This window comes from Streptomyces sp. CB02009 (genome assembly GCF_001905825.1).
Lineage (GTDB): Bacteria > Actinomycetota > Actinomycetes > Streptomycetales > Streptomycetaceae > Streptomyces.
The window spans coordinates 334505-359609 of the sequence record NZ_LIVV01000003.1 but is presented as its reverse complement, the minus strand read 5'-3'; the positions used below and the strand labels follow the sequence as shown (position 1 = coordinate 359609).

Below are 25105 nucleotides of genomic sequence, written 5' to 3'. Positions count from 1 at the left end.
CGCGACCGGCGATGTAGCCGTTTACACACCCGGCGGAGATTCGTCCGCCGGTTCTCCGCCGGGGCGCGCGCGCCCCTCCGCGAGCAGCACCAGGACCCGCATGTCGATGACGATGACGGTGCGGTTCGCGGTGCGGACCACGTCCTGCTCCCGCAGCAGGCGCAGGGCCTTGGCCACCGCCTCCCGGGTCGCTCCGATGGCCGCCGCCAGGTCGTGCTGCGGCAGCGGAAGTTCGAGTACGGTCCCGGCCTCGGCCCGCCGCCCCGCGCGCTCGGCCAGCTCGACGAGACGGGCCGCGAGGCGCTGGAGGACCGTTTCGGAGGCGAGCGCGCGGCGCTCCACGTCGGCGCTCCGCAGCCGGGTCGCGAGCTGGCGCATGATCAGCGAGGTGGCGTGCGGCCGGGCGGCGAGGAAGCCCCGGAACCGGTCGCCGGAGATCGCCACCGCCTCCACCCTGCCGAGCGCGGTGACGCTGGCGCTGCGCGGGCGCCGGTCGACGGCCGCGAGGTCGCCCACCACCTCGCCGGCGCCCCGGAGGGCGAGGATGAGCCGCGAGCCGCGCTCGGTGCCCACGGAGACGACGGACCAGCCGGAGAGGAGCGCGAGGACGTAGGCGGTGGTGTCGCGTTCGCGGATCATCACCTCCCCGGGTTCGTAGACGCGCCGGGCGCCCTCGGCGATCAGGGACCGCCGGTCGGCCGCCGGGAGGGCGTGGAGGAAGGAGCGGTCCTGGCCGAAGAGACTCACCGCGCGCTCACCCCCGTACCGCTCTCGGGCCCTCCGGGGAAGACCGGCCCGCCGATGGTCGACCGGCGTATTCGTGTGCGTGTTTCCACCCCAAGTGACTTGTCTCGCCACACTGTTGACGCTGTGTCACGTCATGGGGTGAAGAACGCTAGAGGGTGCGGAAGAAACGCGTCAACGGGCACGGGGGGCGCAGGGGAGCGCCGCACCCGGCGCCCCTGCGCCCCCCGGCGGGGCCGGGCGGAGACCTCGCGAAGACCGTGCGAAGGCCCTGCGGAGACGGGGGCGCACCCACGAAGAAGCCCTCGCGGAGCCCCACCCGTCCGAAGGGGTGGTGATCTCCACGAGGGCATCCGGGACGCGGGGCCCGCTGCCGCGGGGTCGCACAGCACCAGGTCCGCACGACGCGGCCGGGCCGCTGCCGTGGGGACTCGCAGCCGCAGGGCGGCACGGTCTGACCGGGCCGCTGCCGCGGGGCCGCGCGGTCACAGGTCCGCACGGCGCGGCCGCCCGCTGCCGTGAGGCCCCGCGGTGTCGTCTCCGCGGGGCCTCACGATCCGTCAGCGACTCACAGCCTCGGGTCCACCGGCTCCGATTCCAGGGCCAGGACCGCGAACACCGCCTCGTGGACCCGCCACAGCGGCTCCCCCTCGGCGAGGCGGTCGAGGGCTTCCAGGCCGAGTGCGTACTCGCGCAGGGCCAGCGACCGCTTGTGGCCGAGGAAGCGCTGCCGCAGCCGCTCCAGGTTCTCCGGCCGGGTGTACTCGGGGCCGTAGATGATGCGCAGGTACTCCCGGCCGCGCACCTTGACGCCCGGCTGACCGAGCCGGCCCTTGCCGTCGCGGACGAGTGCGGCCAGCGGCTTGACGACCATGCCCTCGCCACCGGCTCCGGTCATGTCCAGCCACCAGTCGACACCGGCCAGGACCGACGCCCCGTCGCCCGTGTCGACGACGAGCCGCCGGGTGACCTGGAGCAGCCCGGTCGGGTCGTGCTCCACGAGCCGGTCGAGCCAGGCGAGCTGCTCGTCGTGCGGGACGGCCGCGAGCGAGCGCCCGCGCGCCCCCAGGAGCTGGAACGGCGCGAACCGCACCCCGTCGAGGCCCTCGGTCGGCCAGCAGTACCTCCGGTACGCCTCGGTGAACGCCGCCGCGTCCACCGCCCGCTCCCGCTGCTTCGCGAGCAGCCCGTCGATCCCCTCGACCCCGCGCGCCACCGCCTGTTCGAGCGCCGCGACGGCTCCGGGGAAGACCGCGCCCGAGGCCGCTCCGACCGCCGCGTACTGCGCGCGGAGCAGCCCGGCCGACTTCAGCGACCACGGCATCAGTTCGCCGTCGAGCAGCAGCCAGTCCGTGTCGAGCTCGTCCCAGAGCCCGGCGGCGCCGATCGCCGTCCGCAGCCGGTCGAGAACCTGCTCGGTGACGGCGGGATCGTCGAAGAACGGCCGTCCGGTGCGGGTGTGCAGCGCACCGGTGGCCCCTTCGGCGTCCACACCGAAGCGCTCACGGGCCGCGTCGGCGTCCCGGCAGACCAGGGCCACCGCCCGGGAGCCCATGTGCTTCTCCTCGCACACCACCCGTTCGACGCCGTCCGCCCGGTACTGGGCGAAGGCCTCGGCCGGGTGCTCCAGATAGCCCTCCTCCTTCGACGTGGCGGTGGGCGCCATCGTCGGCGGCAGATAGGTGAGCAGCCGCGGGTCGACCGCGAACCGGCTCATCACCTCCAGGGCGGCCGCCGCGTTCTCCTCGCGCACGGCGACGTTGCCCAGGTGCCGGGTCTCGACGATCCGCCGGCCGTGCACGTCCGCCAGGTCCAGGGGGCGCCCCTGGTGCCCGCCGGGCGCCTCGGCCGCGAGCGGCTTGGCCGGCTCGTACCAGACGCGCTCGGCCGGTACGTCGACGAGCTCGCGCTCGGGCCAGCGCAGGGCGGTCATCTTCCCGCCGAAGACCGCTCCGGTGTCGAGGCAGAGGGTGTTGTTGATCCAGGAGGTGTTCGGCACGGGGGTGTGGCCGTACACGACGGTGGCCCGCCCCCGGTACTCCTCGGCCCACGGGTAGCGCACCGGCAGCCCGAACTCGTCGGTCTCGCCGGTGGTGTCCCCGTACAGCGCGTGCGAGCGCACCCGCCCCGAGGTCCGGCCGTGGTACTTCTCCGGCAGACCCGCGTGGCAGACGACGAGGTCGCCCCCGTCGAGCACGTAGTGGCTGACGAGTCCCTCGATGAACCGCCCGACCTCGGCCCGGAACTCCTCGCTCTCGTGCCCCAGCTGCTCGATGGTCTCGGCGAGTCCGTGGGTCTCCTGGACCTTCCGGCCCTTGAGCCAGCGGCCCAGCTTGTTCTCGTGGTTGCCGGGGACGCACAGGGCGTCGCCCGCGGCGACCATCGCCATCACCCGGCGCAGGACGCCCGGCGAGTCGGGGCCCCGGTCGACGAGGTCACCGACGAACACCGCCGTACGGCCCTCGGGGTGGTGCCCGTCGACGTAGCCGAGCTTCGCGAGCAGGGTCTCCAGCTCGGAACGGCAGCCGTGGATGTCACCGATGATGTCGAAGGGGCCGGTGAGGTGCCGCAGGTCGTTGAAGCGGCGCTCCAGGACGACCTGGGCCGCGTCGACCTCCTCGACTGACTTCAGGACGTGCACCTTGCGGAAGCCCTCGCGCTCCAGTCCGCGCAGCGAGCGGCGCAGCTCGCGGCGGTGGCGCTGGATGACGTGCGCCGGCATGTCCGCGCGGTCGGGACGCGCCGCGTTCCTGCTGCGGCACACCTCCTCGGGCAGGTCGAGGACGATCGCGAGGGGCAGCACGTCGTACGAGCGGGCCAGCTGGACGAGCTGACGCCGCGCCTCCGGCTGCACGTTGGTCGCGTCGACGACGGCGAGCCGGCCTGCCGCGAGGCGCTTGCCCACGATGTAGTGCAGGACGTCGAAGGCGTCCTTGCTCGCTGACTGGTCGTTCTCGTCGTCGGCGACGAGCCCCCGGCAGAAGTCGGAGGAGACGATCTCGGTCGGCTTGAAGTGGCGCCGGGCGAAGGTGGACTTGCCGGAGCCGGTGGCGCCGACCAGGACCACGAGGGACAGGTCGGTGACGGGCAGGGTGCGGGCCGGGGTGGTGTCGGCCGGGTTCACGGTCTCGGTGGTCATGCCTGTTCCTCCTTCGCGGCGGTCGGGTCCGTGGTCTGCTTCTGCTTCCGGCCCTGCTTCTGGTCCTGGTTCCGGTCCTGGTTCCGGTCCTGGCCCTGGTCCTGGTTCCGGGTGAAGACGGCCATCTGGGTGGGCGGTCCGACCTCGGGGTCGTCCGGGCCGACGGGGGTGAACCCGACGCCGTACCCGTACCGCTCGGCGACCGAGGACGCCCAGCTCCGGAACTCCTCCCGGGTCCATTCGAAGCGGTGGTCACTGTGCCGGACGTGTCCGGCCGGCAGCGACTCCCAGCGCACGTTGTACTCGACGTTCGGTGTGGTCACGAGGACCGTGCGCGGCCGTGCCGAGCCGAACACCGCGTACTCCAGGGCCGGCAGCCTCGGCAGGTCCAGGTGCTCGACGACCTCGCTGAGCACCGCCGCGTCGTAGCCGGTCAGCCGCTTGTCGGTGTACGCGAGCGAGCCCTGCATCAGCGTCACCCGGGCCGCCTGCCGCTCCCCCATCCGCTCCAGCCGCAGCCGTCGCGCGGCGATGGTCAGGGCGCGGACGGACACGTCGACACCGACGACCTCGGTGAACCGGGGGTTCTTCAGCAACGCCTGCACCAACTGGCCCTGACCACACCCGAGGTCGAGGACCCGGCTCGCCTCGGCCCGCTCCAGGGCGGCGAGGATCGCCGCCCGGCGCTGCTCGGCGAGCGGCACGGGCCGCTCCTCGGTGTCGGTCGACTCGTCGACCGCGTTGTCGACGTCGTCGACGTCCAGGCCGTCGGCCTCGGCGAGCCGCACCAGTTCGAGCCGCTCGTCCGCCTCACGCGTCAGGCCCCGGCGGCGGGACAGGTAGCGTGCCGTGATCAGCGTCCGCTCGGGGTGACCGGCGAGCCAGCCGTCACCGGCGCGCAGCAGCTTCTCGACCTCGTCGGGCGCGACCCAGTAGTGCTTGGCGTCGTCGAGCACGGGCAGCAGGACGTAGAGGTGGTTGAGGGCGTCCGCGAGCCGCAGCTCGCCCTCCAGCACCAGCCGCACATAGCGGGAGGCGCCCCACTCGGGGAACCGCTCGTCCAGGGCGACCGGCTCGGCGTCCACGGTGTCCCAGCCCAGCGGCCCGAACAGCCTGCGCACCAGCTCGGCGCCGCCCTTCGCGGGCAGCGCGGGCACCTCGACACGCAGCGGCAACGCCGCCGCGGCCCGCTCGGGCATCGCCTGGCAGACGCCGTGCAGCGCCGTCTTGAAGACCTTCGCGAGCGCGACGGCGAGCAGCGAGGACGCCGCGTAGGGCCGGTCGTTCACGTACTGGGCGAGCGCGGAGTCCGGGGCGCCGCCCCGGCCCTTGCCCTTGCCGCGGCGCACCAGCGCCACGGGGTCCACCTCCAGGAGAAGTGCCGCCGTGCACCGCTCGGCGCTCGCCTCGGGGTAGAGGACGTGCGCCGTGCCGTGCGAGGTCGAGAACGTCTGCGCCCGCTCGGGATGCTTGTGCAGCAGGAAGCCGAGATCGGTCGCGGGACGCTCCGGGTTGCCGGTCGTACTGATCGTCAGGAACACACTTCCGAGTATGGTTCGCCGCTTCCCCTCCCCACCAGGCATTTTCCCGCGCGCCAGGACCCCGCGGGGGCGGTGGACGGTTCCGGGAGCCGTGTCGGCGGCGGCAGGTCCCGGGGGCCGCGCCGGCCTGGTCCGGGGCCGTGCCGACGGCGGCCGGGTCCCGGGGGCCGCGCCGACGGTGAGGCGCGGGGTGCGGGGCGCCCTCAGCCCGCGCCCCCGCCGGCGTCCGCGGCCAGGGCGGAGATGGTGGCCGGGCCGACCCGGCAGCAGCCCCCGATCAGCCGGGCGCCCGCCGTGGCCCAGTCGGCGGCCCGGGCCGGGTCGAAGGCGACGCCGCCGCGCCAGCCCCGCGCACGGGCGTCCCACCGCTCCCCGCTGTTGGGGTAGACCACGGCCGGCTTCCCGGTCACGGCGACGGCGAGCTCCACGGCGGGGCCCGCCTCCGCGGGCTCGCAGCAGTTGACCCCGACGGCGACGACCCGGTCGTTCCCCGCGGCGACCGCGAAGGCCTCCGCCAGGTCCTGCCCGGCCCGGGTCCGCCCGCCCTCGACCGTGTACGAGAGCCACACCGGCACCCCGCAGCCCTCGACCGCCCGCAGCAGCGCCTCCGCCTCGGTCGCGTCCGGAACGGTCTCCAGCGCCAGCACGTCCGGCTCCGCCGCCGCCAGCGCCTCGATGCGTGGCCGGTGGAACGCCTCCAGCTCCCGTACGGACAGCCCGTACCGTCCCCGGTACTCGCTCCCGTCCGCGAGCATCGCGCCGTACGGCCCCACGGACCCGGCGACCCACACCTCCTCCCCCACTTCCACGGCCGCGGCCCGGGCGAGTTCCACGCTCCGCGCGAGCAGCCGCGCCGCCGCCTCCCGGTCCACGCCCCGCCGGGCGAAACCCTCGAAGGTGGCCTGGTAGCTGGAGGTGATGAGCACCCGTGCACCGGCCCGTACGTACGCCGCGTGGGCCGCCTCGATCTGCTCGGGCCCGTCGGCCAGGAGCCGCGCGGACCAGAGCGCGTCCGAGAGGTCGCAGCCCTGCGCCTCCAGCTGGTTGGACAGCCCGCCGTCGAGGACGAGGGCCCCCGCCCCGAGGGCTTCGGCGAGCGTACGGACCGGTTTCATCGGATCGCCCCGCTCATCCCAGCTGCGACTGGACCCGCGCCGAGATCAGCTCCAGGTGGTCCAGGTCGTCCAGGTCGAGGACCTGGAGGTAGACGCGGGAGGACCCGATCGCCGCGTAGCGCCCGAGCTTGTCGACGACCTCGGCGGGAGAACCCGCCAGGCCGTTCGCCTTCAGCTCGTCCACGTCCCGCCCGATGGCGGCGGCCCGGCGGGCAACCTCCGCGTCGTCCTTGCCGACGCAGACGACCAGGGCGTTGGAGTACACCAGGTCGTCGGGTGCCCGCCCGGCCTCCTCGGCCGCGGCCCTGACCCGGCCGAACTGCCGCTCGCTGTCCGCGATCGACGCGAACGGGATGTTGAACTCGTCCGCGTACCGCGCGGCCAGCCGCGGCGTGCGGCTCGCGCCGTGGCCGCCGATCAGGACCGGGATCCTGTCCTGAGCGGGCTTGGGCAGCGCCGGGGAGTCGCTGAGCCGGTAGAACTCCCCCTCGTAGCTGAAGGTCTTGCCGATCTCGGTCTCCCACAGACCGGTGACGATCGCCAGCTGCTCCTCGAGGCGGCCGAACTTCTCCTTCGGGAACGGAATGCCGTAGGCCTTGTGCTCCTCCTCGAACCAGCCCGCGCCGAGGCCGAGTTCGACCCGGCCGCCGGACATCCGGTCCACCTGGGCGACCTGGATGGCCAGGACACCGGGGAGCCGGAAGGTGCCGGCCGTCATCAGGGTGCCGAGACGGATCCGCTTGGTCTCCCGGGCGAGCCCCGCCAGGGTGATCCAGGCGTCGGTGGGTCCGGGCAGCCCGTCGGCGGAGCCCATGCTGAGGTAATGGTCGGAACGGAAGAAGGCGTCGAATCCGAGCTCCTCGGTGGCCCGTGCCACCCTGAGGAGGGTGTCGTAGTCGGCCCCCTGCTGGGGTTCGGTGAAGATACGGAGATCCATGCCTCCATCCTGCACCGTCGGGTGCGTGTCAACCTCTCCGTCAGCCCCTCACGCGCCCCGGCTCGGTCGGGTGAATATCCGGCCCCCGGGCGGGCCGCGTCCGCCCAGGCCAGTGACCGGGGCCCGGCACCCGTCGTTGGCTCGGGCGGAGCCGGACCGCCCGGCCCGCGCGCCGGCGGCCGCTGCCGGTGCGCCGCTCTCTCTCGTGGCCCCGTCCTCGCCGGCGGGGTCCGGGCCGAGGAGACCCCCATGTCCCAGGAAGCCGCCCCTGAGCAGGTCGTTCCCGAACAGCCGGCGCCGCGGTCCGTGCCCGAACAGAAGGGCAACGGCGCCCCCAAGGGCCTGCTTCAGCAGATGGAGGAACTGATGGCGGCGCTCTCGGCCGACCTCAACCAGCTGGACGCCGACCTCCAGTCCACGTCCGACCGGCTCCTCCCCGAACAGTCCGCGCCCGACCGGCACCTTCCGGAGCAGCCGATGTCCGACCGGCACCGGCCCTAGCACCCACACCAGCTCCGACATCAGAGCCGGCCGCCGGAGCCCCGCTCCTCCCGCCGCCGCCCCCGCCCCCGCCCCGAACAGGCCGAGCACCAGGAACACGGACCAGAGCAGGACGATCCCCACCGGACCGGAGCGGAGCGGGCCGGGCGAACCAGGCAGACCTGGCTCCGGCCCCGGGTACGCCGTGCCGAGCGGACCGCGCCCCGCGCCGTTCACCCCCGGCCCCGTCCGGGGCCCGCGCGCCCCCGGGCGGCGTCGGGAGGGCGGGCCCGCTCCCCGTCCCGCACGGCGAGCCGCCGCAGCATCCCGCGGACCCGGTCACTCGACTCGTCGGCGGCGTCGATGGCCTCGATGCACTGCCAGTAGAGCCCCTCGTCGTCGGTGGCGCAGGCGACCCCGACCAGCGCGATGCCCACTTCGCCCAGCAGCTCGCCGAGCGCGGTCAACGCCCCGCGGGGTTCCGCCACCTCTGACAACCGGGCCGCACGCGGCCCACCGGCACCCCACGCCGGGTACTCCCCGATCTCGCTCAGCCCCCTTGCCTCGCCGCGCAGTTCCTGCGGCCCGCAGAGTGCGAGATGGTTCCCTATCGCCTGGGCGAGGGCCTGCGCCTGCCAGGCCTCCGCCACGATGTCCTGTGCCGATCCGCTCTCCGCCAGCGCGTGCCGGCCAAGCGCGACGAGTCGTTCCGCTTCCATCAACGCCGCCCCCGTTCGTACGACTTATCTGCCCACTCACTCCATTACCCAGAGTGAGGCGGCCTGAGCCCCAACACCAGGGGAATTCGGAAATCTGTGGACAGGAGGCTCGACGGGGAAAAGTCGATCACTCCGAAGAGTGACGATCTTCGCTCGGATCCCCTTCCCCACCCCCTTCGCCGCGCGCTCCGCCCCGCCTCCGCGGGGGAAATCGGAGCTCGTTCCGGTCGATCTTGGCCGCGAGGGCGGCCAGCGGATCGATCCCGAGCACCTCGCAGAACTGGAGGAGGTAGGCGAGCACGTCCGCCACCTCGTCGGCGACCCGGTGCGCCGACTCCGGGTCCTCCATCACCCGCTCCGCCTGCTCGGGGGTCGACCACTGGAAGATCTCCAGGAGTTCGGCCGCCTCCACGCTGAGCGCCGCCGCCAGGTTCTTGGGCGTGTGGTAGGGCTGCCAGTCCCGGGCGGCCGCGAACTCGGCCAGTCTGCGCTGCAGTCCCGCTACGTCGTTGTCCGTCACCCGCCCAGGTCTACCACCAGGTCCGTCACTTGCTCAGGTCCACCACCGTCACCCCGGGCGTCCGGCGCGCCTGCGCCGCGGCGCGCGCCCCGACGGTGCCGGCGACCCTGATGTGTCCGTCGGCGGCGATGCCCGCGGCGAGCCCGAGCAGTTCGCCGACCTGGCGCTCGTCGAGCCCGCGGTCGAGGCCGTCGGCGAGCAGCGTCAGGGACTGCATGGCCTCGGGCACCTCGGCGATCCGGTCCATCTCCAGGACGCCGGGGCCCGTGAGCAGGGTCAGCGCGAGCGCGAGATAGCGCAGCTCGCCGTCCCCGAGCCGGGCGAGCGGGGTCGCGGGCCGGTCGCCCCTCTCCAGTACGGCCCGGACGGTGCCCTCCGGGAGTTCCTGCACGCCGAGCCCGGTGACGGGTCCCGCGCAGCCCGCCGCCGCCACGGCCGCGAGGCGGTGGTGCCGGCGCGGGCAGTCGGTGTGGGTGCGGTGGAGGACCTCGGCGAGGTTGCCGCAGCCGCGCCGCAGCCGGCCCTCGCCCGGCGGCACGGGAGCGCGCATCCGCTCGGGCCGGGGGTCGCAGGCGAAGGCGGACCGCAGCCCGACCACCACCTGCTCGGCGGCGGCCAGCACCTCCAGCTGCCCGCGGGTCTTGCCGGCGACCCGCAGCGGCAGCAGGGCCGTGCCGAGGAGGTCGTCGGGGAAGGGCGCCCGGGTGACGGGGGTGGCGCCCGCCGTGTGCCACTCGGCCTGGACGGTGGGGCGACCCGGGTCGCGCAGCGCGGTGGCGAGCAGGGTGCGGCCGCGGCCGGTCAGCCGTTCGCCGACGATGCGGAGCCGCGGTTCGGCCTGGACGGCGAGGTCCAGGTGGACCGGGCCCTCGGGTCCGTCGACCGTGCACCCCAGACGGAAGCCCCGCCGGCCCTGGGCGTCGGGCCGGGCCCGCTCGGGGACGCAGTCGGCCGCGTCGGGGAACACCTCGCCGAGGGTGTCGCCCGCGCAGAGCCGGGCGAGGGCCTCGTACGCCCTCAGGGTGGTGGACTTCCCGCTGCCGCTGGGACCGGTGAAGAGGGTGACCGGCCCCAGGGCGTGCGCGGCGGAGCGGTGGCCGGCGAACGCGGACAACCGCAGCTCGGTGACGGCGGGCCGGGCCCGGAGCCGCCCACCGCCGCCCCCGTCGACGGGCCGCGCCCGAAGGCCCCCGCCGGCAGGCGCCTTCTCGGCCCTCCGCCCGGCCCCGCCCTGCGGCGGCAGCCGCGGCGCGGCCTCGACGGAGGAGGCACCGACGGACGGCGCACCGGTCGAGGGAGACCCGCCGGCCGGTGCGCCGATGCCGGGGGCACCGATGGCCGGCGCGCCGACCGCGGGGGCACCACCGGCCGGCGCACCGACGGCGGGGGCGCCGGTGGCGGAGGTGCCAGTGGCGGACGCGCCCCGGGAAGGAGTGCGGCGGGAAGGGGCAGCCGTGGAGGAGGAGTGGTCGAGCCTGAAGCCACCGGTGAGGTCCATGCCCGGACCGTACGCAGTCCGTTCCCTGACGAACCGTTACGGCTAGATGACCTTCCTACGATCGGGGGACGCCGGCGGTCCGGCCGCCCACGACACCCTCCTCGTCCTCGCCTTCCGAGCCCTCGACCTCCGTACCGGCCGGGGCCAGCAGGAAGACGTTCCGGTCGACGCGGTGCATCCCGCTGCCGAGACCGAAGACCACACCGCTGCTGAAGTCGAGGATGCGCTTGGCGACCTCGGTGTCGGCGCTCGTCAGGTCGAGGAGCACCGGGATCTGGGCGATGAGGTACTCGGCGACCTCACGGGCGTCGGCGAACACCTGCACGCGGAGCACGACCATACGGCGCTGCTCGGCGGATTCGTACTGCTCGGGGATCGTGCGGTGGTCGACCCTGGACGGCCATTCGTCACGGCCGCGCAGGGGCACGACCTGGGCGAGGCCCTCCCACTGCTCGTCGGTGACGTCGTACCTCTCGTACCTACTCATGGGCACATCCTCCCGCTCCTCACCCGTTCGGCCCAACAACGACACGAGGTGATGGCCGGGCGGGGGTGCCGGGCCCCGTCACCCGGCGAGCCTGGTCTTCTAGGCCGTGAAGCGACCTATATCGGGTCCAGGATCGTCTTCGCACGGAGGTACTCGCATCCCAGGAGGCAGCCAGATGTCCGTCAACTCCGTTCCCCAGGGCTACCACACGGTGACGCCGTGGATCATCTCGCGCGACACCGTGCGGCTCATCGCGTTCCTCAGGGAGGCCTTCGGCGCGGAGGAGCTCTCGTGCCTGACCGGCGAGGACGGAAGCGTCCAGCACGCCGAGGTCAGGATCGGCGACTCGGTGGTGATGATGTTCGACGCGCGACCGGAGTGGCCGGCCACCCCCGGCTTCCTCCGTCTGTACGTGGACGACGCCGACGCCGTGCACCGGCGGGCCGTCGCGGCCGGCGGCACCTCGGTCACCGGGGTCACCCATCTGTTCTTCGGCGACCGGGTCGGACGCGTGCGCGACCCGCTGGGCAACCTGTACTGGATCCACACCCGCGTGGAGGAGGTGGGCCCGGAGGAGATGGAACGGCGTCTCGGCGACCCGGAGTTCATCAAGGCCATGGAGTACGTCCAGAGCGCCGACTTCTTCCCGGGCCGGGACTGAAGTCCCGGAGCGCGGGCTTCCTCCCGGGCCGGGACCGACGGCCCGGGACGGACGCGGGCGAGCCGCAGCGGGCGCGGATCTCCTCCGGGCCGGGACCGACCGTCAGGGCCGACCGGGCACCGCCTCGACGGGGCGCGGCGTGGGGAGGGCCTCCCGCAGGCGGTCGAGGAGGACCCGGGCCGCGGGGCTCGAAGGGCCGGTGGCCTGCCAGGCGAGGGCGAGGCGGCCCCGCATCTCGGGTTCGACGATCCGCAGGGTGCGAAGCCCTCCGTCGGAGGGTGCCCCGTCCTCCCCGGCGGGCAGTACGGCGACGCCGAGGCCTCGCGCGGCGAGCCGCGCCGGCACGTCCGGGGTCGCCGCCTCGAAGGTGACCCGGGGCCGGAATCCCGCCTGCGCGCAGCCCCGTTCGAGCGCCGCGCGCACCCCCGTGCCGCGTGGCAGGCAGATCAGCGGCCGGTCACGCAGCGCGCCGAGCGGGACGGTCGTGCCGTCGACGTGTCCGAGCAGCGGATCGCCGGGCGCGACGACGGCGACCAGGGGCACGTCGATCACCATCTGGAAGGCCGCTCCCGGCGGTGGCTCCTCCGCCGCCGTCCCGAGGAGGGCGATGTCGAGCTCGCCGGCCAGGAGCGCGGCCTGCATGCGTTCGGTGGTGTCCTCGGTGAGGGCCACCTCCACCGACGGGTGGTCCGCGTGGAAGTCCGCGAGGAGGCCGGCGATGTCGAAGACGTGCCCGGAGGCGCCGGACACCAGCCCCAGTGTGACCCGGCCGCGCAGCAGCCCCGTGTACGCGTCCACCGTCTGCCGGACCGCGTCCGCGGCGGCCAGTGCGGCGCGGGCGTAGGGCAGGACGGCCCGGCCGACCTCGGTCGGGGTCACCGAGCGGCCGGAGCGGTCGAGCAGCGGCTGCCCCAACTCCTTCTCCAGCTGGCGGATCTGGGCGCTGAGGCCGGGCTGGGCCAGATGCAGCCGGGCCGCGGCCCGGGTGAAGCCGCCCTCCTCTACGACGGAGACGAGGTACCGCAGCTGACGAAGCTCCATAAGCGTTGATTCTAGGTCGCAGCAGAACCATCTATTGGCCTTATCACCCGCTGGGCCGCAGGGTGGGTCCCATGGAGAGAGCCACGGCCCGCACGAGGAACAGCACCGAGATCAGGGCCGCCATCGCGGCCGAACGCCGGGAACTGGCCGACCTGTTCGACGGCCTGTCGACCGCGCAGTGGAACGAGCCCAGCCTGTGCGCGGGGTGGCGGGTCCGCGAGGTCGCGGCGCACATGTCGATGGGGTTCCGGCTCTCGCTGCCCGCGACGCTCGGCGCGCTGGTACGGGCGCGCGGGAACCTCCACCGCATGACCGACCGGGTCGCGCGCCGCGACGCGGCCGCCCATTCCACCACCGCGCTCGCCGCGTTCCTGCGGGAGAACGCCGGCCACCCGTGGACGCCGCCCGTCGGCGGGTTCGCGGCGGCACTCGGTCACGACGTGGTGCACGGCCTGGACGTCACCGTCGCCCTCGGCCTCGGCCTCGACCGGTGCGTTCCCGAGGACCGGCTGCGGATCCTGCTGGACCAGATCCGGCCCAGCGGTCTGAGGTTCTTCGGCGCCGACCTCGACGGGGTGCGGTTGTGCGCCGACGACCTCGACTGGTCGTACGGCTCCGGCAGCCCCGTCTCCGGCAGCGCCCAAGACCTCCTGCTGGTGGCCTACGGCCGCAGGCTTCCGCCCGGCCGGCTCCGAGGGGAGCAGAGCGACCGCTTCACCCGGCCCGCCGACGGGGCGTGAGTCGACGGGGCGCGGGCCGACGGGATACGAGCCACCGAGGTACGGGCCGCGGGCCGCGAGGCCCGGGGCATGGGCCACGGGGCTCGGGGCGGGCGGGAGCGCTATCTGCCGAGGCTCTTGGCCAGCCTGTGCAGGCCCTCCCTGATCTCGTCGGCCGAGTGCGTGGTGAACGACAGCCGCATCGCTCCCGGGTCGGGCTCGCCGCAGAAGAACGGCGCCCCCGGCACGTACGCCACCTCGTGGCCGACCGCCGTCTTCAGCAGCGCCGTCGCGTCGTGGCCCGCGGGCAGGGTCGCCCAGATGAACATGCCGCCCTCCGGCCGGTTCCACCGGCTGCCCTCGGGCAGCGCGGCCGGCAGGCCTTCGAGCATGGCGTCCCTGCGCTCCTGGTAGGCGGCCCGGATCACCGCGACGTGCGCGTCGAGATCGCTGTCGCGCAGGTACCGCGCGGCGGCGGCCTGGTCGATGGTCGAGGTGTGCAGGTCGGCGGCCTGCTTGGCGATCACGGAGGCACGCCGGAGAGCGGCGGGGGCGCGCAGGTAGCCGAGCCGGAGGCCGGGGGCCATCACCTTGGAGAAGGAGCCGAGCAGCACGGTGCGGTCGGCGGCCTCGGGGTCGGTGGCGATCCAGGGGACGCGCTCGCCCTCGTACCGCAGCTCGCCGTACGGATCGTCCTCGACGATCCAGAACCCGATCCGCGCGGCGGCCCTGGCGACGGCGGTACGACGCTCGGCGGGAAGGGTGCGGCCCGTGGGGTTCTGGAAGGTGGGCACGAGGTAGAGGAGGGTCGGCTTCTCGCGGGCCGCGATCTCCTCCAGGGCCTCCGGGACGATGCCGTCGTCGTCGGTGGGCACCGGAACGACCCGGGCACCGGCGAAGCCGAAGGTCTGGAGGGCGGCGAGGTAACAGGGGTCCTCGACGAGCACGACGGCGCCCGGCTCGACGAGCGCGGTGGTGAGGAGCGTGAGCGCCTGCTGCGAGCCCGTCGTGATGAGCAGGTCGTCGGGGCCGGTGGGGAGTCCGCGCGCGGCCAGCCGGGCCGCGATCGCGGTCCGCAGCTCCGGGTCGCCCTCGGTCGTCGAGTACTGGAGGGCGTACTGCGGGTTCTCCGCGAGGACGCTGTCGTACGCCGCCCGGATGCCCGCGACGTCGAACAGCTCGGGGGCGGGCAGGCCACCGGCGAAGGAGATCACCTCGGGCCGTGCGGTCAGCGCCAGGATCTCCCGTACCGGCGAGGCGCCGACGCCGGCCAGCCGGGAGGCGGTGGGCGGCGTGGGAGCGGCGGCGGACGGGGCGGCGGGTGCGGGCTCGGCGGCGGAGAGCATGCTGTCAGCATATAGAGGCCGACAGGGCTGTCCAGGTCATCCGGGTTGTCCGAACTCCGGTCACCGGACGGCCCGTTGAGAGCGCGGGAGGAGTGCCGCCCGACCGGTTCGTCGCGGCCCTCGGCCGGCTGTCCTCGTCGCCCGACCCCTGTCCCCGGCGCCCGACCCGCTATCCCCGGCGTCCGACCGGTTCGTCGCGGCCCTCGGCCCACAGCGACCGCACGTGTCCGAGGTGGCGCCGCATGCACGCCTCGGCGCCGCGCGCGTCTCCGGCGATCATCAGGTCGAGGAGTTCGATGTGCTCCTCGGCGGAGGAGACGAGTTTGCCCGCCTCGTCCAGACCGGTCAGACCGTAGAGCCGGGAGCGCTTGCGCAGGTCCCCCACCGTCTCGACCAGCCGGTCGTTGCCGGAGAGCGCGAGCAGCGCGAGGTGGAAGCGGCGGTCCGCCTCCAGATAGCCGATGAGGTCGTGCTTCCGGGCGCACGAGACGATCTCCTCGGCGACGGGGCGCAGCTCCTCCAGCCGCTCCCGGTCGGCGTTCCTCGTGACGCGTCCGACGGTGGGCACCTCGATGAGGGTGCGGAGCTCGGTGAACTGGTCGAGGTCCCGCTCGCTGACCTCGGTGATCCGGAACCCCTTGTTGCGGACGGGCTCGACCAGGCCCTCCCGGGCCAGGTCCAGCATGGCCTCGCGGACCGGGGTCGCGGAGACGCCGAGGTCGCTCGCGAGTCCGGGGGCCGAGTAGACCTGGCCGGGGCGCAGCTCCCCGGCGATCAGGGCCGCGCGGAGCGCGTGCCCGACCTGGTCGCGGAGCCGCTCCTGGGCCCTGACGAGGCCGTACTGTTTCAGGTCACCCATCGTGCGTCCTCCGAGAAGTCACGGGGGTGCATCGTACAATGTCACGTTTCTCCGGGGCGGTGGACGTCCGGCCCGGGAGCGGGCCGCGGAGGGCCCCGCCGGCCACCCCCCCTGACGAGCGGTTCCGGCCGACCCGCATCATCGAATGCATGCTCGCTCCGTCCGTCTCCTTGCTCGCCCTGGCCGTGGTGCTGATCTGCGCCGTCGTCCGCCCGTTCCGCCTGCCCGAGGCGGTCTTCGCCGTTCCCGCCGCCGGCGCCGTGCTCGCCGTGGGCGCGATCACCCCCGAAGCGGTACGCGAGGAGGCGGAGCGCCTCGGTCCCGTGATCGGCTTCCTGGCGGCCGTCCTCGTCCTGGCCAAGCTCTGCGACGACGAGGGGCTCTTCCACGCCTGCGGCACCTGGATGGCCCGCTGGTCCCGCCGGCGCCCGCAGCGGCTGCTCGGCGCCGTCTTCGGCCTCGCCTCGCTGATCACCGCCGTCCTGAGCCTCGACGCGACGGTCGTCCTGCTGACCCCGGTGGTCTTCGTGACGGCCGCCCGGATGGGGGCCCGGCCCGGGCCCCATGCCTACGCGAGCGCCCATCTGTCGAACACGGCCTCGCTGCTCCTGCCGGTCTCGAACCTCACGAACCTGCTCGCGTTCACGGCCACCGGGCTCGGTTTCACCCGGTTCGCGCTGCTGATGCTGCTCCCGTGGCTGGCCGCGATCGCCGTCGAGTACGGCGTCTTCCGCCGGTTCTTCGCGCGTGACCTGGCCGCCGAGGCCACCCCCACCGATCCCCCGGCCCCCGTGGCCGTCCCCCTCTTCGCGCTGCTGACCGTGGCCGGAACCCTGGGCGGTTTCGCCCTCGCCTCGGCCGTCGGCGTGGATCCGGCGTGGGCGGCCGCGGCGGGCGCCGCCGTGCTCGCCGTACGGGCGCTGGTGCGCCGCAGCACGACTCCGCGCGCGCTCGCCGGTTCGGCGGCGCTGCCGTTCCTGGCGTTCGTCCTGGCGCTGGGGATCGTCGTCCGGGCCGTCGTCGACAACGGGCTCGGCTCCGCGCTCGGCCATGTCCTCCCCGACGGCACCTCGCTGCCGGCCCTGCTCGGGATCGCCGCCGTGGCCGCGGTCCTGGCCAACCTGATCAACAACCTCCCGGCGACCCTCGCCCTGGTCCCGCTCGCCGCGGCCTCGGGGCCCGGCGCGGTGCTCGCGGTCCTGCTGGGGGTGAACATCGGGCCCAACCTCACGTACGCCGGCTCCCTCGCCACCCTCCTCTGGCGGCGCATCGCCCACGAGCACGACCACCCCGTCGCCCTCGGCGAGTTCACCCGCCTCGGTCTCCTGACGGTTCCGGCCGCTCTCGTCGCCTCGACGGTGGCGCTGTGGGCCTCGCTCCAGCTCGTCGGCGTGTGACGGTTCCCGGGAACTCCGCGTCCTCCTGCTACGTTCTACAAGACCGTAGAAGTAATCGACGTCTGGAGAGCTCATGGCCCTGTGGGACCGCATCAGGGAATCCGCATCGACGATGCAGACCCAGCTGGTGGCGAAGAAGAACGACCTGAAGAGCGGCGCGTTCCGGGACGCGAGCATGGCCATGTGCGCGCTGGTCGCCGCCGCCGACGGGACGATCGACCCCGCCGAGCGCCGCCGGGTCGCCCAGCTGATCTCGACCAACGAGGTCCTGCAGAACTTCGACGCGCTCGACCTGCAGCGCCGCTTCGACGACAACCTGAACAAGCTGACGGCCGACTTCGACTTCGGCAAGGTGAGCGTGCTCCAGGAGATCGCCAAGGCGAAGAAGAAGCCGGCCGAGGCGCGGGCCGTCATCCAGATCGGCATCGTCATCGGCGGCGCCGACGGCGACTTCGACAAGACCGAGCAGGCCGTGGTCCGCGAGGCCTGCTTCACCCTGGACCTGCCGCCGCACGAGTTCGACCTCTGACCGGGGCTCCCGCGGCTACATCGGCGAGGCGGCCGCCCGCAGCACCAGATAGAGCGTGACCGCCGAGTTCGCCGAGGACAGGGCGGACACGGTCGCGCCGCAGGCGGCGCACCAGACGGCGAGGCCCACGGCCGTGCCGACCGGCGGCCACGCACGGCCCGCCGGAGCGGGGCGCATCAGGGCCGCGACCCGTCGGGGCACCGGGCCGGCGTCCCCGCCCGTCAGGGCGGGGAGCGCGGCGGCCGGAGCGCGGGGCGCGAGGAGGGCCGCCTTGCCGATCGCGCGGGCGACGGAGCGGCGGCTGCCGACCTCGGCGGCCGCCTCCTCGTCGGCCCAGCGCTCTGCGGTGTAGGAGACGGCGGTACGCAGCGGCCGCAGGAACGGGTTGGCGCGCGCCGCGAGATGGACCGTCAGGAGGTGCCGGTGGTGACGCGCGGCCAGATGGGCCCGCTCGTGGGCGAAGAGCGCCCGCCGTTCGGCGGGGGCGAGACCCGCGAGCATCCCCGTGCTGACCACGACCCGGCCCCGGCCCCCGCCCCGCGCCTTGGGGCGGCCGTGGCCCCGCGCCTTGGGGCGGCCCGTGACCCGCGCCCCTCCCCGTACCGCGCCGCCGGGCACCGCGTACGCGTACGGCGTGCGGTCCGGCAGCACCGCGACGGGCGTCTGCGGCAGCCCGGCCAGGGCCGCCACGACCCGGCGCCGCACCCGCACCTGCCGCCAGGCCGCCGCACCGCACGAGACCAGCACGGCGAGCAGCGCCGGGATGGCCGCGCGGCCCGCGATCTCGTCGTACGGCAGGGCCGCGCGCACATCGGGGTCCGACCAGCTGTCGGGGAGCGGGTTGCCGGGGAGTTGCGCGGTGCCCACGATCATGAGCAGGCCGAGGCAGAGGGTGCTGCACACGGCGGAGACACCGGCGACGACGGCCAGCAGCCGCGTCGCGGTACGGGGGTGGAGCCGCTGCTCGGCGAGGCGGGCGACCGGCCAGGCGGTGAGCGGGAGGACCAGGGGAAGGAAGACGAAGACTCCCATGACGGCTAGCCTTCCTCCTCCTCCGCGGCCTTGGAGAGCAGTTCACGGAGAAGTCGCTCTTCGTTCGGCGAGAGGCCGGTGACGAAACTGGCGAGGACCGCCTGCCGGTCAGCCTCCGCGTCCAGCACCTTCCGCATCCGCAGGGCGGCGAGCCCGGCCTCGTCGGCGACCGCCGTCCACCGGAAGGAGCGGCCGGCGCGCTCGCGCTCGACGGCGCCCTTCGCCCGGAGGCGGGTGAGGATGGTGATGACGGTGGTGTAGGCGAGACCGCCGCCGAGCCGTTCCCTCACCCACGCCACGGGCACGGGCTCGGACGCCTCGCGCAGCACGGCGAGCACCTGGGACTCCAGTTCGCCCTGCCCCCGCCTGCGCGCGGAGGGCTCCGCTCCGCCCTCGCTCCGGTCCGCCACGACACCCTCCTCCGCGTAAGAACAGCAGCCCATCGTACTGAACGGCCGGGCCGCTCCAAGCGATCAATGGGTGCTGGCACCCATGTCCTACACCCTCCTTACATGGAACAATTCAGGAATAGCGGAGGATCGCTGGGAATCAGGGGGGATCGGCACATGGAATGGTTTCTGGGATTCGGCATCGCGGGGCTGATCGTCCTGGCGCTCTCCCTCGTCTTCGACGGCGTCCTGGAAAGCGTCGGCGGCGGTCTCGACGGATTCCTCGACGGATTCCTCTCGCTCCCGGTGATCGCCGGATTCGTGTCGGCACTCGGATTCACCGGCGCCCTCGCGACGGGCGCGGCCGGCGCCGGGACGGTCGTCGCGACCCTCACGGGGATCGCCGCAGGGGCCCTGGCCGGCTGGGCGACCTGGCGGTTCAGCCGGGCGCTGCTCAGGGACGGCGACGCGCCCGCACCGCGGGGCGAGGACCTGACGGGCACGTCGGGGGCGGTCGTCACGGCGATTCCGGCCGGGGGCTACGGCGAGGTGCTGCTGTATCTGGCGGGCCAGCCGGTGAAGTACGCGGCGAAGGCGGCCGCGCCGGTCGAGCGGGGCGCCGAGGTGTGGGTGGAGTCGGTGCTGTCGGCGACATCGGTCGCGGTCCGCCCCGTGGAGCGCTGAAACAGCGCCGCGCCGACGCCCACCACCGCGCCGCCCCCGATCCGCCGCTTTCTCTTTGACTCAAGCCCGCTTGTTCCTCTCGTCCCCCTCCCGTGTCTCTTGTCCACTTCAACCGATGCACTCGGTTCACTCACCTCGTTCGAAGGGATTTCTTCATGAGCCCTGTCCTGACCGCTGTCGTGGGAATAGTCGTCCTCGTCGTCCTGCTCGGCCTCGTCGTCGTCACGCGCTACAAGGTGGCCGGCCCCAGCGAGGCCTTCATCATCACCGGCCGGCGCGGCAAGAAGGCCACCGATCCGGCCACGGGGCGGGTGTTCACCGACAACAGCGGCCAGAAGGTCGTGGTCGGCGGCGGTGTGTTCGTCGTCCCGTTCGTGCAGCAGAAGTTCACGCTCGACCTGTCCAGCCGGCACATCCCCGTCGCGGTGCGCGGCGCGGTCACCCTGCGCGGGGTGAAGGCCAACCTCGAAGGCGTCGCGATCGTCAAGGTCGGCGGCACCGAGGACTCGATCCGCGCGGCCGCGCAGCGGTTCCTGATGCAGCAGAACGGCATCGTCGGCTTCACCCAGGAGGTGCTGTCGGGCGCCCTGCGGTCCATCGTGGGCCGGATGTCGGTCGAGGACATCATCCGGGACCGGGCCGCGTTCGCCGGTCAGGTCGCCGAGGAGGCGGAGGCCAGCCTCTCCGGTCAGGGCCTGGTCCTCGACGCCTTCCAGATCCAGGACATCACCACCGAGGGCTCGTACCTGGAGGACCTCGGCCGCCCCGAGGCCGCCCGCGCCAAGCAGGAGGCGGACATCGCCGAGGCCGTCGCGCGGCGCGCCGCCGAGCAGGCGAGGCTGAAGGCGGAGGAGGAGATCGCCATCGCGCAGCGGACCCTCTACCTGAAGCAGGCCGAGATCAAGGCCCAGACGGACGAGGCCGCCGCCCAGGCGAACGCCGCGGGCCCGCTCGCCGAGGCCGCGCGCCAGCAGGACATCCTGACCGAGCAGGAGAAGGTGGCCGCGCGCCAGGCCGAGCTGACCGACCGGCAGCTCGACACCCAGGTCCGCAAGCCCGCCGACGCGGCCCGCTACCAGGCCGAGCAGGAGGCCGAGGCCCGCCGTATCGCCCTGGTCAAGGAGGCCGAGGCGGACGCCCAGCGCGCCAGGCTCACCGGTGAGGGCGAGAAGGCCCACCGCGCGGCCCTCGCCGACGCCGTACGCATCGAGGGCGAGGCCCAGGCCGCGGCGATCGCCGCGAAGGGCTCCGCCGAGGCCGAGGCCATGCAGAAGAAGGCCGACGCCTACGCCCAGTACGGGGACGCGGCCGTCCTCCAGATGCTCGTCGAGGTCCTGCCCCAGGTCGTGGCCAAGGCGTCCGAGCCGCTGTCGGCCGTCGAGAAGATGACGGTCATCTCCACCGACGGGGCGAGCCGGCTGTCCCGTACGGTCGCGGACAACGTCGCCCAGGGCATGGAGCTCCTGTCCTCCACGACCGGCGTGGACCTGGCGCAGTTGCTCCAGGGCATCACGCAGAAGCAGCCGGGCAGTCAGCCGGTGGAGCGGACCGCGCCGCAGGGGGAATCGATCGAGATCGCGGGCTGAGCGGTCCGGCCCGGACGGGCCCCGCGTTCACACGCGGTCGGAGGTGGATCCGGGCTCGGGCACGCGCACGGGCTCGGGTCCCGTCCGCTGCTCCCGCACGGTCATCTCGTCCGAGGGCGTCGGCTTCCGCCGCCCTCGGAGGAGGTACCCGGCGATCGGCTCCGTGTAGCGGGCGGTCAGCGGCCCGATCACCACCAGGATGAGCACATACGCCGTGGCGAAGGGCCCGAGCTGGGGCTGCACCCCGGCCGTGACGGCGAGGCCCGCGATGACGATGGAGAACTCGCCGCGCGCTACCAGCGTGCCGCCCGCCCGCCAGCGCCCCTTGACCCCGATGCCGGCGCGTCGCGCGGCCCAGTGACCGGTGGCGATCTTGGTCAGGGCGGTGACGACGGCCAGGGCGAACGCCGGCAGGATCACCGGCGGGATGCTCGCGGGGTCGGTGTGCAGCCCGAAGAAGACGAAGAACACCGCGGCGAAGAGGTCGCGCAGGGGGCTCAGCAGGGCGTGCGCTCCGTCGGCGACCTCCCCGGAGAGGGCGATGCCGACGAGGAACGCGCCGACGGCCGCGGAGACCTGCAGCTGCTGGGCGACACCGGCGACGAGCAGCGTCAGGCCGAGGACGACGAGCAGCAGCTTCTCCGGGTCGTCGCTGGAGACGAACCGCGAGATCAGCCGTCCGTAGCGGACGGCGACGAAGAGCACGGCGCCGGCCACGCCCAGGGCGATGGCGAGCGTGGCGCTGCCCGCCGCCAGACCGACCCCGGCGAGCAGGGCCGTGATGATGGGCAGGTAGACGGCCATCGCGAGGTCTTCGAGGACCAGGATGCTGAGGATGACCGGTGTCTCGCGGTTGCCGAGGCGCCCGAGGTCCCCGAGGACCTTGGCGATGACGCCGGACGACGAGATCCACGTGACGCCCGCCAGGACGACGGCGGCGACAGGACCCCACCCGAGGAGCAGCGCCGCGGCGGCGCCGGGCAGGGCGTTGAGGGCGAAGTCGACGAGTCCGGCCGGGTACTGGGTCTTGAGGTTGGAGACGAGGTCGCTCGCCGTGTACTCCAGGCCGAGCATCAGGAGCAGCAGGATCACCCCGATCTCGGCGCCGATGGCGACGAACTCCTCACTGGTGCCGAGCGGCAGCAGGCCGCCCTTGCCGAAGGCGAGCCCGGCGAGGAGGTAGAGGGGTATCGGGGAGAAGCTGAACCGGCCGGCGAGCCGCCCGAGCAGGCCGAGACCGAGGATGATGGCGCCGAATTCGATCAGGAAGACCGCGGAGTGCACGCCGCCCTCACTCCCGACCGAGGATCGCGGCGGCCGCGTCGACGCCCTCGCGGGTGCCGATGACGATGAGGGTGTCGCCGCCGGCGAACCGGAAGGCGGGCGTCGGGGACGGTACGGCCCCGGAGCGGCGCAGTACCGCGACGATGGAGGCGCCCGCGTCGGTGCGCATCCGCGTCTCGCCGAGCAGGCGCCCGTTCCAGTACGAGTGGGCCGACAGCTCGATGCGTTCGGCGACGAGCCCCAGGTCGGTGGTGTGCAGGACGTTGGGGCTGTGGTGCGCGGGGAGCAGCGCGTCGATCAGCGAGGCGGTCTCGGCCTCGGTGAGGTGGAGCGACTGGGCGCAGGCGTCGGGGTCGTCGCCCCGGTAGACGTTCACGGTCCGGGTTCCGTCGCGGTGCGCGATGACCGACAGCTGGCGGTGCTCCCGGGTGGTGAGGTCGTACTGGACGCCTATGCCGGGCAGGGGTGTCGTTCTCATCCGCGGAGCAGGCAAGGGCCCGTCCCTTCCGTCGTCGTGTCAAGGGGTGATCAGGTCGGTGGTCGGGGGCCATCGTGCCACCCGCCGGGAGGCACGGAACATGGGTGTCGGCACGGATGGACAAGCCGCGGGAAACTGGTCAGGATGAAGCGGGGACATGGATCCCGCCGCAGGTCAGAGGCTCGGAGCAGGCAAAGGGAGAGAGACGCACACGTGTCGCTGTACTGGCGCATCTTCCTTCTCAACGCCTCGGTGCTGGTCGTCGCCGTCCTCCTGCTGCTGGGCCCGGTCACCGTCTCCACACCCGTCCTCCTGGGCGAGGCGCTCGTGCTCGGGGCGGGTCTCGTCGCGATGCTCCTCGCGAACGCGTTCCTGCTGCGGTTCGGCCTGGCGCCGCTCCAGCGCCTCACCCGGGCGATGCGGACCGCGGACCTGCTGAGGCCGGGGCGGCGTGCGGCGGTGGCGGGGCGCGGGGAGCTCGCCGACCTGACGCGTACGTTCAACACGATGCTCGACCGGCTGGAGGCCGAGCGGGCCGTGAGCACCGCCCGGGTCCTCTCGGCGCAGGAGGAGGAGCGGCGGCGGATCGCGCAGGAGCTGCACGACGAGGTGGGGCAGACCCTCACGGCGGTGCTGCTCCAGCTGAAGCACGCCGCGAACCACGCTCCGGAGGAGCTTCGCACCGAACTCCACCAGGCGCAGGAGACGACCCGGGCGAGCCTGGACGAGATCCGCCGCATCGCGCGCCGGCTGCGCCCCGGGGTGCTGGAGGAGCTGGGGCTGCACAGCGCGCTCAGATCGCTGGCCTCGGAGTTCTCGACACCGGGCCTGACGGTACGGGCCCGCATCGAGTCGGGCCTCCCGAAGCTCGACGACGCGACCGAGCTGGTGCTCTACCGCGTGGCGCAGGAGGGACTCACCAACACGGCCCGCCACGCGGCCGCGACCCGGGTGGACCTGCGGCTGCGCCGGCTGCCCCGCGGAAGGGTCGGTCTCCTGGTCAAGGACGACGGCCGGGGGATCGGCCGGGCGCCGGACGGCGCGGGCCTCAGCGGCATGCGGGAGCGGGCCCTGCTGATCGGCGCGGAGCTGACGATCCGCGAAGGCGAAGACGGCGGTACGGAAGTCCACTTGAGCACTTCGAGCGGTAAGGCGACGCCATGACGGCCCCCACACCTCCCACGGCCCCGGCACCCCCGGCCCCCACCCGGATCCTCCTCGCGGACGACCACGCGCTGGTCCGCGGCGGAGTGCGGCTGATCCTGGACGCGGAGCCGGACCTGACGGTCGTCGCGGAGGCGGCGGACGGCGCGGAGGCGGTGGCCCTGGCCCGCTCCGAGGCCGTCGACCTCGCCGTCCTCGACATCTCGATGCCGCGCATGACCGGCCTCCAGGCGGCCCGCGAACTCAGCCGCCTCCAGCCGGAGCTGAGGATCCTGATCCTCACGATGTACGACAACGAGCAGTACTTCTTCGAGGCCCTGAAGGCCGGCGCGAGCGGCTACGTCCTGAAGTCGGTGGCGGACCGCGACCTGGTGGAGGCCTGCCGGGCGGCGGTCCGCGACGAGCCCTTCATCTACCCCGGCGCGGAGACCGCCCTGATCCGCACCTACCTCGACCGGGCCGAGCAGGGCAGGCCCCTGCCGGACAAGGCCGTCACGGAGCGCGAGGAGGAGATCCTCAAGCTGGTCGCGGAGGGGCACAGCTCCAAGGAGATCGGCGACCTCCTCGTCATCAGCCCGAAGACGGTGGAACGCCATCGCGCCAACCTCCTCCAGAAGCTCGGCATGCGCGACCGCCTGGAGTTGACCCGGTACGCGATCCGGGTGGGCCTGATCGAGCCCTAGGGCGACGGTCGCCGGGGGCCCAGGGCCCGGGGTTCCCAGGGGCCCGGGGCCGGGGCCGGGGTTTCCAGGGCGG

Annotated in this window: 25 protein-coding genes; 9 read left to right on the top strand and 16 right to left on the bottom strand. The window is 73.8% G+C overall.

The genetic code is table 11. The features are described from left to right. Positions 1 to 21 precede the first annotated feature (21 nt). The 5 genes from AMK27_RS14395 to AMK27_RS14375 all read right to left on the bottom strand — a co-directional run bounded on the left by AMK27_RS14395 (position 22) and on the right by AMK27_RS14375 (position 7476). Positions 22 to 747 carry a Crp/Fnr family transcriptional regulator gene (locus AMK27_RS14395; RefSeq protein WP_073906545.1) on the bottom strand — a complete coding sequence of 242 codons (726 nt, stop codon included), beginning with the start codon at positions 745 to 747 and terminating at the stop codon, positions 22 to 24. Positions 748 to 1312: 565 nt separating this feature from the next. Further along, entirely contained in the window at positions 1313 to 3883 is a 2571-nt protein-coding gene (locus tag AMK27_RS14390) for a polynucleotide kinase-phosphatase (RefSeq protein ID WP_073906543.1), read from the bottom strand. Next, positions 3880 to 5424 carry a 3' terminal RNA ribose 2'-O-methyltransferase Hen1 gene (locus tag AMK27_RS14385; protein ID WP_107425566.1) on the bottom strand — a complete coding sequence of 515 codons (1545 nt, stop codon included), beginning with the start codon at positions 5422 to 5424 and terminating at the stop codon, positions 3880 to 3882. Before AMK27_RS14385 ends, AMK27_RS14390 begins: the two co-directional genes overlap by 4 nt. 203 nt (positions 5425 to 5627) lie before the next feature. Then, on the bottom strand, positions 5628 to 6539 hold the full coding sequence (mmuM, locus tag AMK27_RS14380) for a homocysteine S-methyltransferase (protein WP_073906539.1): 912 nt from the start codon (positions 6537 to 6539) through the stop codon (positions 5628 to 5630). A gap of 13 nt (positions 6540 to 6552) precedes the next feature. Next, positions 6553 to 7476 carry an LLM class F420-dependent oxidoreductase gene (locus AMK27_RS14375; protein ID WP_073906537.1) on the bottom strand — a complete coding sequence of 308 codons (924 nt, stop codon included), beginning with the start codon at positions 7474 to 7476 and terminating at the stop codon, positions 6553 to 6555. Positions 7477 to 7725: 249 nt separating this feature from the next. Here AMK27_RS14375 and AMK27_RS14370 point away from each other — a divergent pair, with 249 nt between their 5' ends. After that, entirely contained in the window at positions 7726 to 7977 is a 252-nt protein-coding gene (locus AMK27_RS14370; RefSeq protein ID WP_073906535.1) for a hypothetical protein, read from the top strand. Between the two features lie 212 nt (positions 7978 to 8189). Here AMK27_RS14370 and AMK27_RS14365 read toward each other — a convergent pair whose 3' ends face one another. The 4 genes from AMK27_RS14365 to AMK27_RS14350 all read right to left on the bottom strand — a co-directional run bounded on the left by AMK27_RS14365 (position 8190) and on the right by AMK27_RS14350 (position 11180). Continuing rightward, the gene (locus AMK27_RS14365; RefSeq protein WP_073907528.1) at positions 8190 to 8675 is read right to left on the bottom strand and encodes a DUF6099 family protein; all 486 of its coding nucleotides are present in this window, start codon (positions 8673 to 8675) and stop codon (positions 8190 to 8192) included. A gap of 127 nt (positions 8676 to 8802) precedes the next feature. Further along, the gene (locus AMK27_RS14360; protein ID WP_073906533.1) at positions 8803 to 9195 is read right to left on the bottom strand and encodes a nucleotide pyrophosphohydrolase; all 393 of its coding nucleotides are present in this window, start codon (positions 9193 to 9195) and stop codon (positions 8803 to 8805) included. Positions 9196 to 9220: 25 nt separating this feature from the next. Then, on the bottom strand, positions 9221 to 10693 hold the full coding sequence (locus AMK27_RS14355) for a biotin transporter BioY (protein ID WP_073906531.1): 1473 nt from the start codon (positions 10691 to 10693) through the stop codon (positions 9221 to 9223). A gap of 55 nt (positions 10694 to 10748) precedes the next feature. Beyond that, on the bottom strand, positions 10749 to 11180 hold the full coding sequence (locus tag AMK27_RS14350; protein WP_073906529.1) for a cell division protein SepF: 432 nt from the start codon (positions 11178 to 11180) through the stop codon (positions 10749 to 10751). A gap of 175 nt (positions 11181 to 11355) precedes the next feature. Here AMK27_RS14350 and AMK27_RS14345 point away from each other — a divergent pair, with 175 nt between their 5' ends. Further along, positions 11356 to 11841: a VOC family protein gene (locus tag AMK27_RS14345; protein ID WP_073906527.1), complete on the top strand. Its 486-nt coding sequence runs from the start codon at positions 11356 to 11358 to the stop codon at positions 11839 to 11841. 102 nt (positions 11842 to 11943) lie between these two features. Here AMK27_RS14345 and AMK27_RS14340 read toward each other — a convergent pair whose 3' ends face one another. Then, positions 11944 to 12882 (bottom strand): LysR family transcriptional regulator, encoded by a 939-nt coding sequence (locus tag AMK27_RS14340; RefSeq protein ID WP_073906525.1) that lies wholly within the window; start codon positions 12880 to 12882, stop codon positions 11944 to 11946. 71 nt (positions 12883 to 12953) lie between these two features. On the opposite strand from AMK27_RS14340, the gene AMK27_RS14335 reads away from it, so the two are divergent. Further along, positions 12954 to 13622 carry a maleylpyruvate isomerase family mycothiol-dependent enzyme gene (locus AMK27_RS14335; RefSeq protein WP_073906523.1) on the top strand — a complete coding sequence of 223 codons (669 nt, stop codon included), beginning with the start codon at positions 12954 to 12956 and terminating at the stop codon, positions 13620 to 13622. Between the two features lie 101 nt (positions 13623 to 13723). Here the strand turns inward: AMK27_RS14335 and AMK27_RS14330 are convergent, their stop codons facing one another. Together AMK27_RS14330 and AMK27_RS14325 are read right to left on the bottom strand one after the other, a co-directional pair. Then, on the bottom strand, positions 13724 to 14947 hold the full coding sequence (locus AMK27_RS14330) for an aminotransferase-like domain-containing protein (RefSeq protein WP_198955867.1): 1224 nt from the start codon (positions 14945 to 14947) through the stop codon (positions 13724 to 13726). A 169-nt stretch (positions 14948 to 15116) separates the two neighbouring features. Continuing rightward, positions 15117 to 15806 carry a GntR family transcriptional regulator gene (locus tag AMK27_RS14325; RefSeq protein WP_073906521.1) on the bottom strand — a complete coding sequence of 230 codons (690 nt, stop codon included), beginning with the start codon at positions 15804 to 15806 and terminating at the stop codon, positions 15117 to 15119. 149 nt (positions 15807 to 15955) lie between these two features. Here AMK27_RS14325 and AMK27_RS14320 point away from each other — a divergent pair, with 149 nt between their 5' ends. Both AMK27_RS14320 and AMK27_RS14315 read left to right on the top strand, forming a co-directional pair. Then, positions 15956 to 17203: an SLC13 family permease gene (locus AMK27_RS14320; RefSeq protein ID WP_073906519.1), complete on the top strand. Its 1248-nt coding sequence runs from the start codon at positions 15956 to 15958 to the stop codon at positions 17201 to 17203. A 73-nt stretch (positions 17204 to 17276) separates the two neighbouring features. Further along, on the top strand, positions 17277 to 17732 hold the full coding sequence (locus AMK27_RS14315; protein WP_073906517.1) for a tellurite resistance TerB family protein: 456 nt from the start codon (positions 17277 to 17279) through the stop codon (positions 17730 to 17732). 15 nt (positions 17733 to 17747) lie between these two features. Here AMK27_RS14315 and AMK27_RS14310 read toward each other — a convergent pair whose 3' ends face one another. Together AMK27_RS14310 and AMK27_RS14305 are read right to left on the bottom strand one after the other, a co-directional pair. Then, positions 17748 to 18764 carry a M48 family metalloprotease gene (locus tag AMK27_RS14310; protein WP_073906515.1) on the bottom strand — a complete coding sequence of 339 codons (1017 nt, stop codon included), beginning with the start codon at positions 18762 to 18764 and terminating at the stop codon, positions 17748 to 17750. Between the two features lie 5 nt (positions 18765 to 18769). Next, the gene (locus AMK27_RS14305) at positions 18770 to 19174 is read right to left on the bottom strand and encodes a BlaI/MecI/CopY family transcriptional regulator (protein WP_073906513.1); all 405 of its coding nucleotides are present in this window, start codon (positions 19172 to 19174) and stop codon (positions 18770 to 18772) included. A gap of 156 nt (positions 19175 to 19330) precedes the next feature. Here AMK27_RS14305 and AMK27_RS14300 point away from each other — a divergent pair, with 156 nt between their 5' ends. Together AMK27_RS14300 and AMK27_RS14295 are read left to right on the top strand one after the other, a co-directional pair. Next, positions 19331 to 19837: a hypothetical protein gene (locus AMK27_RS14300; protein WP_073906511.1), complete on the top strand. Its 507-nt coding sequence runs from the start codon at positions 19331 to 19333 to the stop codon at positions 19835 to 19837. 155 nt (positions 19838 to 19992) lie between these two features. Further along, positions 19993 to 21423 (top strand): flotillin family protein, encoded by a 1431-nt coding sequence (locus AMK27_RS14295; protein WP_073906509.1) that lies wholly within the window; start codon positions 19993 to 19995, stop codon positions 21421 to 21423. Positions 21424 to 21450: 27 nt separating this feature from the next. Here AMK27_RS14295 and AMK27_RS14290 read toward each other — a convergent pair whose 3' ends face one another. Together AMK27_RS14290 and AMK27_RS14285 are read right to left on the bottom strand one after the other, a co-directional pair. Then, on the bottom strand, positions 21451 to 22707 hold the full coding sequence (locus tag AMK27_RS14290; RefSeq protein ID WP_073906507.1) for a cation:proton antiporter: 1257 nt from the start codon (positions 22705 to 22707) through the stop codon (positions 21451 to 21453). Positions 22708 to 22714: 7 nt separating this feature from the next. Next, positions 22715 to 23185, bottom strand: coding sequence for a cation:proton antiporter regulatory subunit (locus AMK27_RS14285; RefSeq protein ID WP_073906505.1), 471 nt, complete (start codon positions 23183 to 23185; stop codon positions 22715 to 22717). A 213-nt stretch (positions 23186 to 23398) separates the two neighbouring features. Between AMK27_RS14285 and AMK27_RS14280 the strand changes: the two genes are divergently transcribed. Both AMK27_RS14280 and AMK27_RS14275 read left to right on the top strand, forming a co-directional pair. Next, on the top strand, positions 23399 to 24349 hold the full coding sequence (locus tag AMK27_RS14280; RefSeq protein ID WP_073906503.1) for a sensor histidine kinase: 951 nt from the start codon (positions 23399 to 23401) through the stop codon (positions 24347 to 24349). Next, positions 24346 to 25032, top strand: a complete 687-nt coding sequence (locus AMK27_RS14275; protein WP_073906501.1) for a response regulator — start codon at positions 24346 to 24348, stop codon at positions 25030 to 25032. The genes AMK27_RS14280 and AMK27_RS14275 overlap by 4 nt, the downstream gene beginning before the upstream one ends. The last annotated feature ends 73 nt before the right edge of the window (positions 25033 to 25105 follow it).